This is a genomic window from Lacinutrix undariae, assembly GCF_052934785.1.
This window is the reverse complement of the sequence record NZ_CM128809.1, coordinates 3004293-3020770: the sequence shown is the minus strand read 5'-3', so window position 1 is coordinate 3020770 and position 16478 is coordinate 3004293. Positions and strand designations below refer to the sequence as shown.

15 protein-coding genes are annotated in these 16478 nt (G+C 32.8%); 14 read left to right on the top strand and 1 reads right to left on the bottom strand.

The features are described from left to right. Positions 1–612: 612 nt before the first annotated feature. The 14 genes from ACU4C5_RS13535 to ACU4C5_RS13470 all read left to right on the top strand — a co-directional run bounded on the left by ACU4C5_RS13535 (position 613) and on the right by ACU4C5_RS13470 (position 15782). The gene (locus ACU4C5_RS13535; RefSeq protein WP_446844744.1) at positions 613–1281 is read left to right on the top strand and encodes a response regulator transcription factor; all 669 of its coding nucleotides are present in this window, start codon (positions 613–615) and stop codon (positions 1279–1281) included. Positions 1282–1316: 35 nt separating this feature from the next. Beyond that, positions 1317–2651 (top strand): sensor histidine kinase, encoded by a 1335-nt coding sequence (locus ACU4C5_RS13530; protein WP_446844743.1) that lies wholly within the window; start codon positions 1317–1319, stop codon positions 2649–2651. A gap of 80 nt (positions 2652–2731) precedes the next feature. Continuing rightward, entirely contained in the window at positions 2732–7069 is a 4338-nt protein-coding gene (locus ACU4C5_RS13525) for a CusA/CzcA family heavy metal efflux RND transporter (protein ID WP_446844742.1), read from the top strand. A gap of 2 nt (positions 7070–7071) precedes the next feature. Further along, on the top strand, positions 7072–8238 hold the full coding sequence (locus ACU4C5_RS13520) for an efflux RND transporter periplasmic adaptor subunit (RefSeq protein ID WP_446844741.1): 1167 nt from the start codon (positions 7072–7074) through the stop codon (positions 8236–8238). Beyond that, a complete protein-coding gene (locus ACU4C5_RS13515; protein WP_446844740.1) occupies positions 8239–8955 on the top strand; it encodes a VIT1/CCC1 transporter family protein in 717 nt (238 codons plus the stop codon). It begins immediately after the preceding gene. Between the two features lie 12 nt (positions 8956–8967). Beyond that, positions 8968–9456, top strand: coding sequence for a hypothetical protein (locus ACU4C5_RS13510; RefSeq protein ID WP_446844739.1), 489 nt, complete (start codon positions 8968–8970; stop codon positions 9454–9456). After that, positions 9437–9793 (top strand): HD domain-containing protein, encoded by a 357-nt coding sequence (locus ACU4C5_RS13505; protein WP_446844738.1) that lies wholly within the window; start codon positions 9437–9439, stop codon positions 9791–9793. The genes ACU4C5_RS13510 and ACU4C5_RS13505 overlap by 20 nt, the downstream gene beginning before the upstream one ends. A 222-nt stretch (positions 9794–10015) precedes the next feature. Beyond that, complete coding sequence (locus ACU4C5_RS13500) at positions 10016–10714, top strand: Crp/Fnr family transcriptional regulator (protein ID WP_446844737.1); 699 nt, start codon at positions 10016–10018, stop codon at positions 10712–10714. A 97-nt stretch (positions 10715–10811) separates the two neighbouring features. Further along, positions 10812–11252: a thioredoxin family protein gene (locus ACU4C5_RS13495; RefSeq protein ID WP_446844736.1), complete on the top strand. Its 441-nt coding sequence runs from the start codon at positions 10812–10814 to the stop codon at positions 11250–11252. A 1-nt stretch (position 11253) separates the two neighbouring features. After that, a complete protein-coding gene (locus ACU4C5_RS13490) occupies positions 11254–12234 on the top strand; it encodes an FAD:protein FMN transferase (protein WP_446844735.1) in 981 nt (326 codons plus the stop codon). Next, on the top strand, positions 12231–12443 hold the full coding sequence (locus ACU4C5_RS13485; RefSeq protein WP_446844734.1) for a DUF4266 domain-containing protein: 213 nt from the start codon (positions 12231–12233) through the stop codon (positions 12441–12443). Before ACU4C5_RS13490 ends, ACU4C5_RS13485 begins: the two co-directional genes overlap by 4 nt. Before the next feature lie 13 nt (positions 12444–12456). After that, positions 12457–13770, top strand: a complete 1314-nt coding sequence (locus ACU4C5_RS13480) for a DUF3570 domain-containing protein (protein ID WP_446844733.1) — start codon at positions 12457–12459, stop codon at positions 13768–13770. Between the two features lie 188 nt (positions 13771–13958). Next, entirely contained in the window at positions 13959–14831 is an 873-nt protein-coding gene (locus ACU4C5_RS13475; RefSeq protein WP_446844732.1) for an AraC family transcriptional regulator, read from the top strand. Positions 14832–14915: 84 nt separating this feature from the next. Then, positions 14916–15782 carry a nuclear transport factor 2 family protein gene (locus ACU4C5_RS13470; protein WP_446844731.1) on the top strand — a complete coding sequence of 289 codons (867 nt, stop codon included), beginning with the start codon at positions 14916–14918 and terminating at the stop codon, positions 15780–15782. A gap of 61 nt (positions 15783–15843) precedes the next feature. Here the strand turns inward: ACU4C5_RS13470 and ACU4C5_RS13465 are convergent, their stop codons facing one another. Beyond that, positions 15844–16227, bottom strand: coding sequence for a winged helix-turn-helix transcriptional regulator (locus ACU4C5_RS13465; RefSeq protein WP_446844730.1), 384 nt, complete (start codon positions 16225–16227; stop codon positions 15844–15846). Between the last annotated feature and the right edge of the window lie 251 nt (positions 16228–16478).

Here is a 16478-nt window from a genome sequence, read left to right as displayed (position 1 = left end):
TCTAGTTTTTTATCAATCGTCTATATGTTTTGTTTTTCCAATTTAAATTAATCAAGAACAATTGATTCTATCAATTCTTAACTTTATCAGAATTGATGAAAGCGCTAAGGCTATAAGCATGTGAATAATGCAGCATCCTTAATGTGTTTATTTTTAGGGTTTTGGCTTGGGGTAGCTCATGTAAATAAGTTTTCCTAGATTTGATAAAAACACAAAAATGAAAGTTAATTACATAATTTTAATAATTGGATTATTAATCGTAAATACAACTCTAACAAATGAATAATTTGACTTTATTAGCGGTTGTATAGAAGTATTCTCAAAATTAAATAAAACAATGACTAAATTTTATTCAACTATCTTTATACCAAATATGATATATAAATTATCAGCTTAAATCAATTTTAACCTGTAGCTATATTTCATGACAAGACAGTATCAAAAAAAGTTCTCAAAGTTCTCAAAGTTTGATGACGTCAATAAAAATAAAATTTAAAAACGACTTAGTGAGCATATATTAAAACAGTATTAAGAAGAGTTATAAAACTAATATTAAGCCAATCTTAAGAGAAAAATAATCTAACTTTAATTAAAAATCATAAATTTTGCTTCATGAGAATTTTAATTGTAGAAGATGAACCAGGTATATTTAACTTCCTTAAACAAGGTTTGGAGGAAGAATCTTATGCTGTGGACATCGCCGAAGAAGGGAAAAAAGGGCTTGAAATGGCACTTTCAGGCGTGTACCATTTGTTATTATTAGACTGGATGGTGCCTGGCATAAACGGTATTGAAATATGTCGCCAATTCAGAAAGGAATTTCAAGAAACCCCTATTATCTTCCTAACTGCTAAAGACACATTAGACGAAACTATTTTTGGACTTCAATCTGGAGCCAACGATTATATTAAAAAACCATTTCATTTTGAAGAGCTTCTAGAACGCATAAAGGTACAATTACGTCCAAAATCTGGCGAACATTCTATCTTTAAACTTGGTGAAATCACGCTTAATACGTCTACTCACCAAGTATTTAAGGCCGAAGAAGAAATAGCGTTAACCCAAAAAGAGTTTGCCTTATTAGAATATTTAATGCGTAACAAAGGTTTAGTGTGCAGAAGATCTCGAATTATTGAAAGCGTTTGGGATATTCACTTTGATTACAACACAGGTGTTATTGACGTATTCATCAACGCACTTCGCAAGAAACTGAAATTAGGAAAAGAAGATAATTACATCCAAACAATTAGAAGTGTTGGTTACATTGCAAAGGAATTATGAATTTGAGTTTTAAAAATAGGATAGCGCTACATTATATGATAGCAACTGCAATCATAATGGCGGTAGCATTTACAGCTGTTTATTTTGTAGTGAAAGGCGTGGTATATCAAAACATAGATAACGACCTTTCTTTTGAAGCCGAAAAACATACCGAAGAAATAAAAGTTGTTGGTGACAGTATCAAAATAAAAAACAGAAAAGAGTGGGAAGAACGCGAGCATAGAGAAGTTCAAGTAAACCCTGTTTTTATTCAGATTTTGGATAAAAATGGGGTATTTATGGACAAATCCCCAAACCTAAAAGATAACCAGCTAGATTTCAATGAAAAAGCAAATTTTGGTGGAAGCTATAATGAGAGTCTTAATAACAAACCCATTAGACAGGTTCAGTTACCTATTGAAGAAAATGGTAAAATAAAAGGTTTTATAGTTGCTGCGATGTCGTTAGAAGCATCGCAAATGGTGCTATTGAATCTCAGAAATATTTTGCTATTAGTCTATTTGCTGCTTTTGGCGAGCCTTTATTTTATTTCTAAATATATTGCTGGCAGAAGTATCATACCAGTTAAAAATGTAACAGATACAACCAATAGAATTACCCGTAACAACTTAAATGAACGTGTTACATTACCGCAGAATAAGGATGAATTATTTGATTTATCTTCTGGAATAAACGACTTATTGCAACGTATTGAGAGTGCTCTTGAAAGGGAACGCCAATTTACATCAGACGCCTCTCACGAATTGCGTACACCTTTGGCTACCTTAAAGGGCACATTAGAAGTATTAATTCGTAAGCCAAGAGAACGCGCGGAATACGAAGATAAAATTAAGTTTAGTCTCACGGAAATAGACCGAATGACTGCTACCTTAGAGCAACTTTTACTATTAGCAAGATTAGACAAAAGCTCAAAAACACTCGATGAGTCCTCAATGCCTTTGGCTACGATAATCGATGAAATTCTTAGTAGGCACAACAAAGAAATAGCTGCTAAACAAATTTCAATAAATTTCAAAAATGACATTGAGGACGAAACTTTAGTACCTCAATATTTCAGTAATCTTATCTTCGAAAACATTATTAATAATGCCATAAAATATACTAAAGATGTTACAACCATTCATATTTCAATTAGTCAATCAGGTTCTAAAATAATTTGCACGGTTAAAGATGAAGGTATAGGTATAAAAAAAGAAGATCTAAAGCACCTATTCAATAACTTCTTCCGGTCAGATGCGCTAAACCATAAAAATATTTCTGGTAATGGTTTGGGACTTTCCATCGCTAAAAAAGCTGCGGATGCTATAAGTGCTGAAATTCACGCAGAAAGTGACTTAGGTATGGGAACAACTTTTACTGTTCAATTTTAAGTCAATCTTAAGAAACCGTTTAGAATCTCCTTAGATGCTTCTTCTACATTTGGTCTATTGTTTAATAAACCACCTAAAAAATGTTAGAACGCATTATTCAGTACAGTATCCATCATAAACTCATTGTGCTACTATTTACTGCCGGAATTGTTGGATTCGGTTTGTATTCTCTTTCCAATATTCCTATTGGAGCAGTTCCTGACGTAACCAATAACCAAGTACAAGTTATTACAACGTCTAGGAATTTAGCAACTGAAGATGTTGAGAAATTCTTGACGTATCCTGTAGAATTGGAAATGGCAAACTTGCCAGGAGTTACCGAAATTCGTTCCATTTCTAAGTTTGGTTTATCTGTGGTAACGATAGTGTTTAGTGATGAAATGGGTACGTATTTACCACGTCAGCTCATTGCCGAAAAAATTAAAAGTGCGGAAGAAAAAATCCCCACAGGTTTTGGTAAACCTTTTATGGGGCCAGTTTCAACAGGTCTTGGAGAAATCTATCAGTACATCATCGATGTAGATGCCGAACATAAAGACCAATACTCATTATCCGATGTGCGTACCATTCAAGATTGGGTGGTAAAACGCCAGCTTTCTGGAATCCCAGGAGTAGTTGAAGTAAACACTTGGGGAGGCTATTTAAAAACCTATGAAGTTGCTGTAAACCCGCAGCGACTTCGAGCTATGGACGTTTCTATTTTTGATGTTTTTACAGCTCTTGAAAAAAACAACAGCGTTGCTGGAGGCGGTTATATTGAAAAAATTAATGAAAGTTACTTTATTAGAGGCGAAGGTTTAGTGTCTTCTATTCAAGATCTTAAAGACATAGTTGTTGTCAACAAAGGCGAAATTCCTGTTTATGTTAAAGATATTGCAAATGTTGGCTTTGGTCACGCGAACCGTTTTGGTGCTATCACAGGAAACGGCGAAGGCGAAAAAGTACTTGGGCAAGTAATGATGCTTAAAGATGCCAATTCAAATGCAGTTATTGAAGCAGTAAAACAGCGTGTATCAGAAATACAAGCTTCATTACCACCTGGTATTTCAATTAATCCATTTTTAGAGCGAGGCGAACTTATTGGTAAAACTACCTTTACCATTGCCGAAAATCTAATTTTAGGGTGTTTGATTGTGATTTTTGTGGTGGTCTTACTTTTAGGAAACTGGCGTTCAGGATTAGTTGTTGCTTCCGTTATTCCATTATGTCTTCTCTTTGCGCTTTCGCTAATGTATGTTTTTGGTGTAGATGCAAATTTAATGAGTTTGGGGGCAATTGACTTCGGAATTATCATTGATGGAGCAGTAATTATAGTTGAGTTCATTGCCTTTAAAATCACGAGTCAGCGTGCTAAATTATTAGCACTTCCTAAAAATGAAAGGCAAGGTTTAATAGACACAATTACGTATCAAGGAGCCACAAAAATGATGAATTCCGCAGTATTCGGACAATTAATTATCATCATTGTTTTTATACCTATTCTGTCTCTAGTAGGTGTAGAAGGAAAAATGTTTCGCCCTATGGCATTGGTATTTTGTTTTGCTCTAATTGGTGCAATGGTATTCTGTTTTACCTATATACCAGTAATGGCATCTCTGTTTATTAAACCAAATAATACAGAAAAGAAAACCATATCATCCAGATTGATTGCTTTTTTAGAAGATAAATATAGACCAACTATTTCATGGGCATTGCGTAAAAAGAAATTAGTATTAAGTATGGCTGCAGGTTTGTTAATTTTTACCGGTTTTCTATTTACTAGAATGGGTGGAGAGTTTGTGCCAACTTTAGATGAAGGCGATTTTGTAATTCAGCCTGTATTAAAAACAGGAACATCATTAAGTAAAACCATTGAAGCTACTACACAAATAGAAAAAATACTGAAGAAATTTCCAGAAGTAGAGCAAGTAGTAAGTCGCATTGGGGCTGCCGAAGTACCAACAGACCCAATGTCTATGGAAGAAAGTGATGTGATTATAAAACTGAAACCAAAAGGCGAATGGACATCTGCGGAATCTAAAGATGAACTGGCAGATAAATTTAAAGAAGCCTTATCCAATGAAATTGCAGGTGTAGATTTTGAGTTTACCCAACCTATCGAAATGCGATTTAATGAATTGATTACAGGTGTAAGAGCTGATTTAGCCATCAAGGTTTTTGGAGAAGATTTGGATATATTATATAGAAAAGCTTTAGAAATAGAAAAAGCGATTCATAATGTTGAAGGAGCTGCAGATATTTCGGTAGAAAAAACTGCGGGTCTGCCTCAAATGTCAGTAAAATATGACCGACAAAAAATCGCTAAATACGGAATGAACATTGAAGACTTAAATAAAGTGATCACAATGGGCTTTGCAGGAATGCCAGCTGGAACCGTATTTGAAGGCGAAAAACAATTCGATTTAATGATTCGGTTTGACGACTCGCACAGAAAGGATATTGAAAATTTGGAAACAGCTTCCGTTTCTTTACCTAATGGTTCAAAATTACCACTTAGCGAATTTGCAACTATAAAGTATACTAAAGGGCCTGCTAAAATTTCAAGAGATAATACCAAGCGTAGAATTGTAGTAGGTGTAAATGTGCGAAACCGAGATTTAGAATCTGTCGAAAAAGATGTACAGGCAATAATTGAAAAAGAGGTAAAGATGCCAACAGGATATTCTATTAGCTATGGTGGGCAATTTGAAAATCTAAGAACAGCAACAGCAAGATTAAAAGTAGCCGTACCTATCGCCTTGATTTTAATTTTTGTATTACTGTATTTCGCTTTCGATTCTGTAAAAGAAGCTTTAATGATTTATAGTGCAATTCCTTTATCTGCAATCGGTGGTGTGATGCTTCTCTATATGCGAGGTTTACCATTCAGTATTTCGGCCGGTGTTGGTTTCATTGCACTCTTTGGTATCGCAGTACTTAATGGTATTGTATTGATTGAAGAATTTAAAGAATTAAAAGCACAGGGTGTAAGCAATATCAATAAACGTGTTTTAATGGGGACAAAAAACAGATTACGTCCCGTATTATTAACCGCGGCAGCAGCGGCTTTAGGTTTTTTACCTATGGCAATTTCAACATCTGCTGGTGCCGAAGTACAACGGCCTTTAGCAACCGTAGTGGTAGGTGGTTTAATTACTGCAACTGTATTGACCCTTGTAGTACTTCCAATTTTATATACAATGTTCGATAGTAAAGGACATCATCCTAAAGTGAAAACAAAGGTAAATTTAAAGCCGTTAAGCATTATACTTTTATTGTTGGCACCATTCTTTGGAAATGCACAACAAAAACCTATAAAAGCAGAACAAACTGTGCAACTGGCTATAAAGAATAATAACGCACTTAAAGCGTATGCGAAAAGAATCAACCAATCTGAACAATTAGTGGGTAGTGCATATAATTTGGATAAAACACAGGTTTATTATAATTCTGACCAAAACAATATTGGAGAAAATGGCTTGCCAATTCAAGTTTTTGGTTTGAGTCAGTCACTTCAATTTCCAACTATTTATGGTGCGCAGCGCAGGGTAGAAAAACAAAAAATCGCATTAAGCACGCAACAATATAAATTAAACAAAAGGCTATTGACTAAAGAAGTTTATAGTGCCTATTACAAGGTGGTTTATAATAATAGTCTTGTTAAAAAATATACGTATTTAGATAGTCTATATGGTCAATTTGCAATAGCAGCTAAGAAAAGATATGATGTTGGAGAAACTAATTTATTGGAAAAACTAACCGCCGAAACAAAGCAAAAAGAAGTAGCGATTGCACTTTCACAAGCTCGCGCAGATGTTTCTAAAGCCTACACAATGCTACACAAATGGGTGCAGTATGATTCATTGGATACTGTGACAGAAGATGTGCTACCAAGACTAACCTTAGATGAATTTACTATAGCAAACCATCCAGGATTGTTATATTATAATTCGGCAGAAACTTTAGCAAAGTCATCGTTATCGTTAGAAAGACAAAGGTTATTGCCAGATTTACAATTTTCGGTATTTACAGGAACAAACAATGGTCTAAACGCAAAAAATTATAGTGGCTTTCAAGTAGGCGTGGCTGTGCCTTTATGGTTTGGAGCACAAAAATCAAAAATCAATGCCGCAAAAACAGAAACATTTATTGTTGCCAATGAATTGCAAAACTATAAAATACAGTTGCAGTCAAAATATGATGGCTTACTTTCCGATTTAAAAAAATATCAAGAAACAGTTGATTATTATGAAAATACAGGACAGAATCTCTCAAAGGAACTAACAATAACAGCTTCCAAAGCATTTATAAGTGGAGAGATAGACTTTCTGCAATATGTGCAACTTTTAGAGAGTGCAAAAAATATCGAAATTAACTATTTACAAAATCTAAATAAATACAACAATACCGTTTTAGAGTTAAATTATTTAACCAATTAATAATGAAAAATACAAACAATAAATCACCTAATGCTATCTACTTCAAGAGTCTATTATTGGTAGTGATATTAGCTTTAGCTTCCTGTAATTCAAAAGAAAAACCTGAAGTTGTAACTATAGATGCAACAAAGACAACAGAAAACGTTGATGTCATCACTATTACAGAAAATCAATTTACATCTGGCAACATGGAGATAGGTAAAATAACAAAACAACCATTTAGTACTGTTGTAAAAGCGAACGGTATGTTTGCTGTTCCACCAGAGAATCAAGCAGATGTTAGTGCTTATTTTGCAGGATATGTGAAGAGTATTAGTTTGTTGCCAGGTGATTCTGTTAAAAAAGGACAGACTTTATTCACCATAGAAAATCCCGAGTATCTGCAAGTACAGCAAGATTTTTTAGAAGCTAAAGGACGTTTGAACTATTTAAAATCGGACTACGAGCGCCAAAAAGAATTGATGGTAGATAATGTGACATCAAAAAAGAGCTTTCTAAAAGCAAAATCTGAATATACTGTGACATTGGCGCAATATCAATCTCTTAAAAAGAGGTTGAGTTTAATGAATATTAACCCAAATTCCTTAACAGGAGAAAACATTCGTTCAGTCATCAGTGTGCTTTCACCAATAAAGGGTTATGCTACCAAAATTAATGCTACAAAAGGGATGTACTTAAATCCATCTGATGTTGCAATTACAGTTACAAATACAGATAATTTACACATAGAACTCAAGATTTTTGAAAAAGACTTACCAATGGTAAAAATGGGTCAGCAAATAAATGTGCGGTTACAAAACGATATGAATAAGGTGTATCAAGGCAAAGTACATTTAGTAAATAAAGCAATAAATACCCAAGATAGAACGGTAGATATTCACGGTGATTTAATAAATGAAGACGATGCCAAACTATTTGCACCAGGAATGTACATAGAAGGAGAAATTTTAACGACGACTAAAGAGCATTCTGCACTACCTGTAGAAGCGATTGCTAACATTGATAACGATTACTTTGTGTTGGTTAAAGAAAATGAAACAAATTATAAAAGAGTATTGGTAAAAATAGGAGCAACTACTAATGGATTTATTCAAATATTAAATACTGATAGTTTTGCACCAAACACAGAATTTTTGACTAAAGGTGCTTTTAATCTAATAACAGAATAAATGGCAGAAACGACTGAAGAGCTAGACAAATATTTAGACAACCATTACATTCACAAAAGTAGTTGGTTAAGAGCAGCTGTACTTGGCGCTAATGATGGTATTTTATCCACAGCTAGCATAGCCATAGGTGTTGCAGCGGCAAGTGCTACACGAGAGCCTGTTATTTTGGCAACATTGGCAGGTCTTGTTGCAGGAGCTTTGTCTATGGCTGCAGGAGAATACGTTTCCGTTAGCTCTCAAACAGATGTTGAAAAAGCAGATATTGAGCGCGAAAAACAAGAGCTACAAGAAATGCCTGAAATCGAGTTACAACGCCTTGCAGAAATCTATGAAAAAAGAGGTTTAAAAAAAGAAACTGCACTAATTGTAGCTAAAGAATTAACAGCACACGATGTTTTAGGTACACATATTAGGGATGAATTAGGTATTAATGAAATTAACCAAGCTAAACCTATGCAGGCTGCAATAGCTTCTGGTGCTGCATTTACAGTTGGTGGCCTACTTCCTTTTTTGGTAACCTTATTTCTTCCGCTAAATAGTATGGAATATTCCCTTTATGGTTTTGCGCTACTCTTCCTAATTATTTTAGGAGCATTGGCAGCTAAAACAGGAGGTTCAAGTATTGGGAAAGCAATTGCCCGAATTACATTTTGGGGAACAATTGCAATGGGTCTAACCGCCTTAGTTGGGTATTTATTTAATGTAAATATTGCTTAAAAAATTAAAATTATGAACGACGCACATTTTCATTTAGTAGGCAATCAACTGCCTATAGTAGGCGTACTGATTGGTTTTTTTATGTTGTTAGCAGGTTTAATCATGAAAAAACCTCAAATCAAAAATACAGCATTAGGCATATTTATTATTAGTGCTTTAACAGCTATTGCTGCTTTTTTAATAGGAGAAGGTGCAGAAGAAATTATTGAAAATTCACCTAGAATTAGTGAAACATTAATTCACAAACACGAGGAATATTCAGAACTGTTTTTTACGATGATGCTGATTTTAGGAAGTGTATCGCTAATTACGATGTTTTTACAGTATAAAAACTTGTCATTTTCTAAATATGGATTTGTACTGATTTTACTACTCTCAATAACCTCTGTAGTTATTTCAAAAAATACAGGAACAAGCGGTGGTAAAATCACACACATAGAAATACTAAGTGATGCCAATGCAATTCAATTAGATGAACACTATGAACACGAATATGAGTAGCAGCGTTGCTGCATATTGTACAGATTTATTGACGATTTCAAAATGTAAGGAGTTGCCATTTCATAACCTTGAGCATACTAAAGAGGTTGTTCAAAATGTAAAACATCTATGCGCTGCGATGGATATTAATCATGTAGATGCTGAGCTATTAATTGTTTTAGCTTGGTTTCACGATACAGGATTTTCAAAAACCTATAAAGGGCACGAAGACGAAAGTAAAAAGATCGCTACAAAGTTTCTTTTAGAATTAGGTATAAGAAATGAAATGATAGAAAACATTTGTCTTTGTATTGATGCCACAAAACCCAACAACTGTATTAGCTCCGATATTATGTGATGCTGATTTTTTTATATAAGTACACCTCATTTTTATTACCGAAAATTACTTCTAAGAAGAGAATGGGAAATGTATTGTAACAAAAGGACAACAGATAAAAAATGGCATCAGTTAAATTTTGATTTCTTAAAGAACGTTCGTTTCAAAACTGAATATGAAAAGAATATTTTAGAAGTAGGTAAATAAGAGAATTAAAAAAAAATCAACAAATTTCAGAATATTATGATAAATAATTTTTTTTCACATAAAGAGTATAGTTTTGATAATCAGGATTTACTTTCAGGATTACCAGATGCTATTTGTGAAAGTATTCTTAAAAATAAGATGACAACCTATTTTAAATCTGGCGATTCCATTTTTATAGAAGGAAAGGAACCGAAAGGTATTTATAGAATTAGGAAAGGAAAGGTAAAGAAGTTTACGTCTACAAATTTTGGAACTGAGCATATCTTTTATGTCTGTAAAGAAAATGAATACTTGGGATATCATGCTGTTTTAAGTGAAAATTTGTATCTAGATTCAGCTACGGCACTTACAGATTGTGAGATTGAATTTATATCTAAAAGCGATTTTTTAAAAGCAGTAGATAAGTCGCACAAGCTATCCCAACGTTTATTGAAAAATATAAGTCGTGAGTTTGGAGTATTCCTCAATGCTATAAAATTACTTGCAAAATACACGGTTAGAGAAAGGGCTGCATTGAATTTATTAATCTTAGAGCGTAAGTTCAGAGACGATAGTAGAGAAGATACCGAGATTATTATTAATCGAGATGATTTAGCAAGTATGGTAGGTACTGCAAAAGAGTCTTTGGTACGCATGTTGAAAGATTTTAAAGAGGAACAACTTATTACCACCAAAGGTAGGAGCATATTCATAAAAGATCATAAAGGTCTTGTAAAAGTATCTAAATTCAATTAATTAACTTTTAGTATATTACGATGAAATTGATAAATATCAATGTAAGTTGTAGAGTTAAATCACGATTAATAAAGTAAATTTACTTAACTATAAAACTATGAGAAAAAAAATATTATTAGCAATGATTTTTGTTGCTTCTGTTGTTACAGTAAGTGCTCAAGAATGGCAGACTGATTTTGTAAAAGCAAAAGAAATTGCATCAAAAGAAAGTAAGCCTATAATACTAGTATTTCAAGGTTCTGATTGGTGTGCGCCTTGTATTAAATTAGACCGAGAGATTTGGAGTACTGAAACTTTTAAAAAGTATGCAAATGATAATTATGTTATGCTAAAGGCAGATTTCCCAAGAAAAAAGAATAACTCATTATCTGAAAAACAAACAAAATCGAACGCACAACTAGCTGAAAAATATAACAGACAAGGTTTTTTCCCTTTTGTGGTAGTCCTTGATTCTAGTGGTAAAGTATTAGGGGAAAGCAGTTACAAAAAAATCACACCTGAAAATTACATTAAAGAATTAAATGCGTTTATAAAATAATTTGAAAACTTTTATAACAACATTTATCATACTATTTTCAGTAGTATGTAGCGCACAACAACCCTATAAGCGAACACTCAAATTAATGGGGAGTCGGTTTGATATTACTGTTATAGCAAACAATTCTATTCAAGCAAACAAATATATTGATTCAGCAGTTGCAGAAATTTTAAGAATTGAAAAGTTGATTTCATCTTGGGATCCTAATTCTCAAACTTCAGAAATTAATCGAAATGCAGGCATACAACCCGTAAAGATTGATTCGGAATTATTTCAATTGATAGAACGAGCAATCGGTATTTCAAAATTAACAGATGGTGCTTTTGATATTAGTTATGCTTCAATGGATAAAATTTGGAAGTTTGACGGTAGTATGACCGTTATGCCTTCAAAAGAAGAAATAAAGGCTTCTGTACAGAAAGTGAGTTATCATAATATTATTTTAGACAAAAAAAATAGTACAGTCTTTCTTAAGTTAGAAGGAATGAAAATCGGTTTTGGTGCTATTGGGAAAGGTTATGCAGCTGATAAGGCAAAAATACTTCTTATTTCAAAAGGCGTAACTTCTGGAATTATTAACGCCTCTGGCGATATGAATACTTGGGGAAAACAACCAAATGGTAGTAATTGGAAAGTAGCCATTACAAATCCAATGAATAAAAACAAAGTTTTTGCATTGCTTCCTATTTCTAATGGAGCTGTAGTAACTTCTGGAAATTACGAAAAGTATGTAAATTTTAATGGGAAACGATACACACATATTATCGACCCAAGAACAGGATATCCTTCAACCGGAATTATAAGTGTAACAGTTTTTTCACCTAAAGCAGAATTGGCAGATGCTCTAGCAACTTCAGTATTTGTTATGGGAAAAGAGACTGGTTTAGACCGCATTAATCAATTACCAAAAATAGAATGTATTATCATAGATGATAAAGGAAATATCACGAAATCAAAGAATATAGAAATCGATAAATTATGATTAAAAAAATTATATATGTTACTCTAATAACAACCTGTTTTAGTAGTTGTGTTGTGGTTAAAGAATACGAAAAAGTAAATATAAATGACCCAGATATGGCATTGGCAGATAAAAAATGTGATAGAAATGTTTCCACAATGCATTCATATAGAGAAGCAGCTGTAGGAGCAAATGGAGGGAAAACTGGTGGAGGCTGTGGCTGTAACTAATAAAACTAGAGATTTGAAAAAAATAATTTTGATATTCTGCGTATTTGCTTTTACTAAATCATATTCGCAAACAGGACAAGATTCTACAAAAGTTTATAAAAAGCGTGTATTAGAAACTACCGAAGTCGATTTCTTAACAAGTTATTATTCTCAAGATGGAGATAATGCTGCGGTAAGTGGGGGAATAGGTACAGAAGAATTAACTGATGTTACAGGAACTTTTGTAGTTTCAATACCTTTAAATGATGATGATGTATTAACGATTGATGCAGGAGTTTCTGCGTACACTTCAGCATCATCAAGTAACGTTGATCCTTTTGATGATGGATCAGCAGATCCATTTCAAGCATCTTCTGGCGCATCAAGTAGTGACCTTTGGGCTAATTTAACAGGAAGTTATAGTCATAGTTCTGACGACAGAAATGATATTTGGTCTGCCAAAATATCAATTTCATCAGAATACGATTATTTTTCAGCTGGTATTGGGGGTAGTTACACCAAACTATTTAACGAAAAGAATACAGAATTAAGTGTAAATGCAAATGTTTATATCGATACTTGGAATGCTATTTACCCAACCGAATTAAGACCATTCACAGAGAACGGTAATGGTTTAAATAATGCTTTGTTTACGCAAAATACAATTATAGGTAATACAAATTATAACCCTAGATTTAATGAATTTAAAGATCAAGGACGTAATTCGTATTCATTAGGTTTCGGGTTATCTCAAATTCTTCACAAAAACGTACAAGGTTCGTTAGCATTAGATTTTGTAAAACAAGACGGTTTATTATCCACACCTTTTCAAAGAGTCTATTTTAGTGATGTAGCAGATTCATTTATAGATAATTTTCAACTTGCAGACGCTATTGAGCGTTTACCTGACTCTAGATTTAAAGTAGCAGCTGGTGGTCGTTTAAATTGGTATCTTAATGAAGCCATAGCAGTACGTGCTTTTTATCGTTATTACTTTGATGATTGGGGAATTACATCACATACTGCCAGTATAGAAGTACCAATTAAAATAACTGATAAGTTTACTTTATATCCATCTTATAGATTCTATAATCAAACAGCAGCAGACTATTTTAATACTTACGAAAGTGCCCTGTCTACGGATGAGTTTTTCACATCAGATTATGACCTTTCTGAATACTCAGCAAACCAATTTGGTTTTGGAGTATCTTATACAGATATTTTCGCTAAAGCTCATCTTTGGCAATTTGGACTTAAAAGTATTGACTTAAAATTTTATCAATACGATAGGGATACCTCTTTTAGTTCTAGTATAATTACAGCAGGTTTTAAGTTTGTAATGGACTAATAGAATATTGAAAACACATTTGTTTTAAGCTAAAGCTAATAGTCATGCACTGTATATAGTTAATTCACAGAAGTTCTTGCGCACTTTTTATATATGATTTATTTACTAAATTTACTGCTTAAAATTGGAATAAACCTGATACAAAACCGTTAAGTAAATGGTGGATGAACTACATAACTAGTAAGAAAGTGAAAGAAAAAATTCAAAAATACGATTTCAAAGAAGGACTTCCACAGGAATTTGAAATCATTGATTTTGACTTTCTCTTTAACGAATTTCCAGACGAAATAACTAAACCACATAGAGCAGGGTTTTATCAAATTTTATGGTTTCAAAAAGGTTCTCCAACACATTTAGTTGATTTTAATCCAATAAAAGTTAAGCCCAATTCATTACTTTTTATAAATAAAAATAGCGTTCAACTTTTTGATAATGAAACGAATTTCAGTGGAAAGATGATTTTATTTACAGATAGTTTTTTCTGTAAAACAGAAATAGATACTAAATTTTTAAGAAGTAGTATTTTGTTTAACGACTTACTTTCAATAAGCCAAATTCAACTTCCAGAAATAAATTCAACTTTTACGACTATTTTTCAGCAACTGGAAACCGAATTGCAGCAGCTTAAGGATCATTATCAATCGGACATTCTTCGTAATGATTTACAAAATCTGTTGTTGCATTCCGAAAGAGAAAGGCGCAATCAAGATTTTATAGAATTAAAAAAAGATGCCGATTTTGATTATGCTCTGATTTTAAAAGATCTTTTGGATGAAAATTTTATAAACCATAAAAAAGTGAGTTTTTATGCTCAAAAAATGCACTTAACATCCAAAAGATTGAACCAAGCTACAACAAAAATATTTGGAAAAACACCTAAAGAGGTTATTGATGACAGGGTTTTGCTTGAATCTAAAAGAATATTGGCACACACCAATGAAAGCATCAAAGAAGTTGCTTTTTCTTTAGGTTTTGAAGAGCCTACCAACTTTATCAAATACTTCAAAAAACACACAGATAAAACACCTGTTGAATTTAGAGCGGCATTTACTTCGGACTAAAAGTATCATTAAACGGATTATTTTTATCGTGTCTTTTCTTCTACTTCATTGCAATTTTGCAGTATCAATTTAAAACAACTAATAATGAAAAAGATACTATTAAGTGCAACGGTAATTTTGGCAATTGGTTTTACAGCCTGCAATAGTCAAAAAACAAATTCAAATAGCAAAAAAGAAGAAAAGATGGAAATTTCAAACAAACAAAAAGTAATAGCGCTTTTAAAAAGCATAGAAACTGGTGCTCAAGAACCAGCAGGTTATATTAACCCAAACAAATACATGCAACATAATCTTGGAGTTGCAGATGGACTTGCAGGATTTGGAGCTTTATTGCAACAAGTTCCACCTAACTCAGCAAAAGTAAATACTATTAGAGCTTTTGAGGATGGCAATTTTGTTTTCACGCAAACGGATTATAACTTTTTTGGACCAAAAATTGGTTTCGATATTTTCAGATTTGAAAACGGAAAAATAGTGGAGCACTGGGATAATTTACAAGAAACACCAGCCAACCCCAATCCTAGTGGCAACACAATGATTAATGGAACAACTGAAATTAAAGACATTGATAAAACCGCGGAAAACAAAACGTTGGTCAATAATTTTGTGAATGATATTTTAGTAAACGGCAAAATGGAAAAACTGACAGGATATTTTGATGGAGACAATTACATACAGCACAATCCACAAATTGCGAATGGACTTTCAGGACTTGGAAAAGCATTAGAATATATGGCTTCAGAAGGTATTACAATGAAATACAATAAAGTACATAAAGTTTTGGGTGAAGGTGATTTTGTATTGACGGTTAGTGAAGGTGCGTTTGCTGATAAACCAACTTCGTTTTACGACTTGTTCCGTGTTGAAAATGGAAAAATAGCAGAACATTGGGACGTTTTAGAAACTATAGCACCAAAAGCAGAATGGAAAAATAATAATGGAAAGTTCTAGTAATACTTAAATTTTAACAAAAAAGGCAGTCAATTGACTGCCTTTTTTGTTCTGCAAAATACTATTCCTCAAACAAAAACTCACCTTTTGTTTCTGCTGCATGTAAACCCCATTCCACAATAAGGGTTAGAATAGGCGTAAGGGTTTCACCAAATTCGGTAAGCTTGTATTCTACTTTTAAAGGTGGTTTTTTTGTAAATACTTTTCTGCTAACCATACCATCGGCTTCTAATTGCTTCAATTGTAAACTTAAAGTACGTTCTGTAATACCAGGAATTTCCTTTCGTAATTCGTTGTAACGTTTTTTATTGCCAATTAAGTGGGTAAGGATTACGCTTTTCCATTTTCCTCCAATCAATTCCATTGCTGCACTTGTTGGACAGAAGGATATTTTATCGTTTATTTTAATCTTTGGCTTTTTTTCAAATAGTTCTTTTCTGTCCATAATGATACTTATTTATGTGAGTAACATACAAATATACGCGCTCTTTTTAATAATTTATACTGCAAATTTAACGCGCTTAAATTTAGTGTGCAACTATATTTTTTATAGTAAAAATAATAACATTTAATATATTGATTAGTAATTTGTTATAAAAAAACTTTAAACTATACTTCATGACCGTTATTGTGCAATTTATAAACTATATCTACTTTTGTCACTATAAAAATGATAGTATAAATAATCGGCTAAAT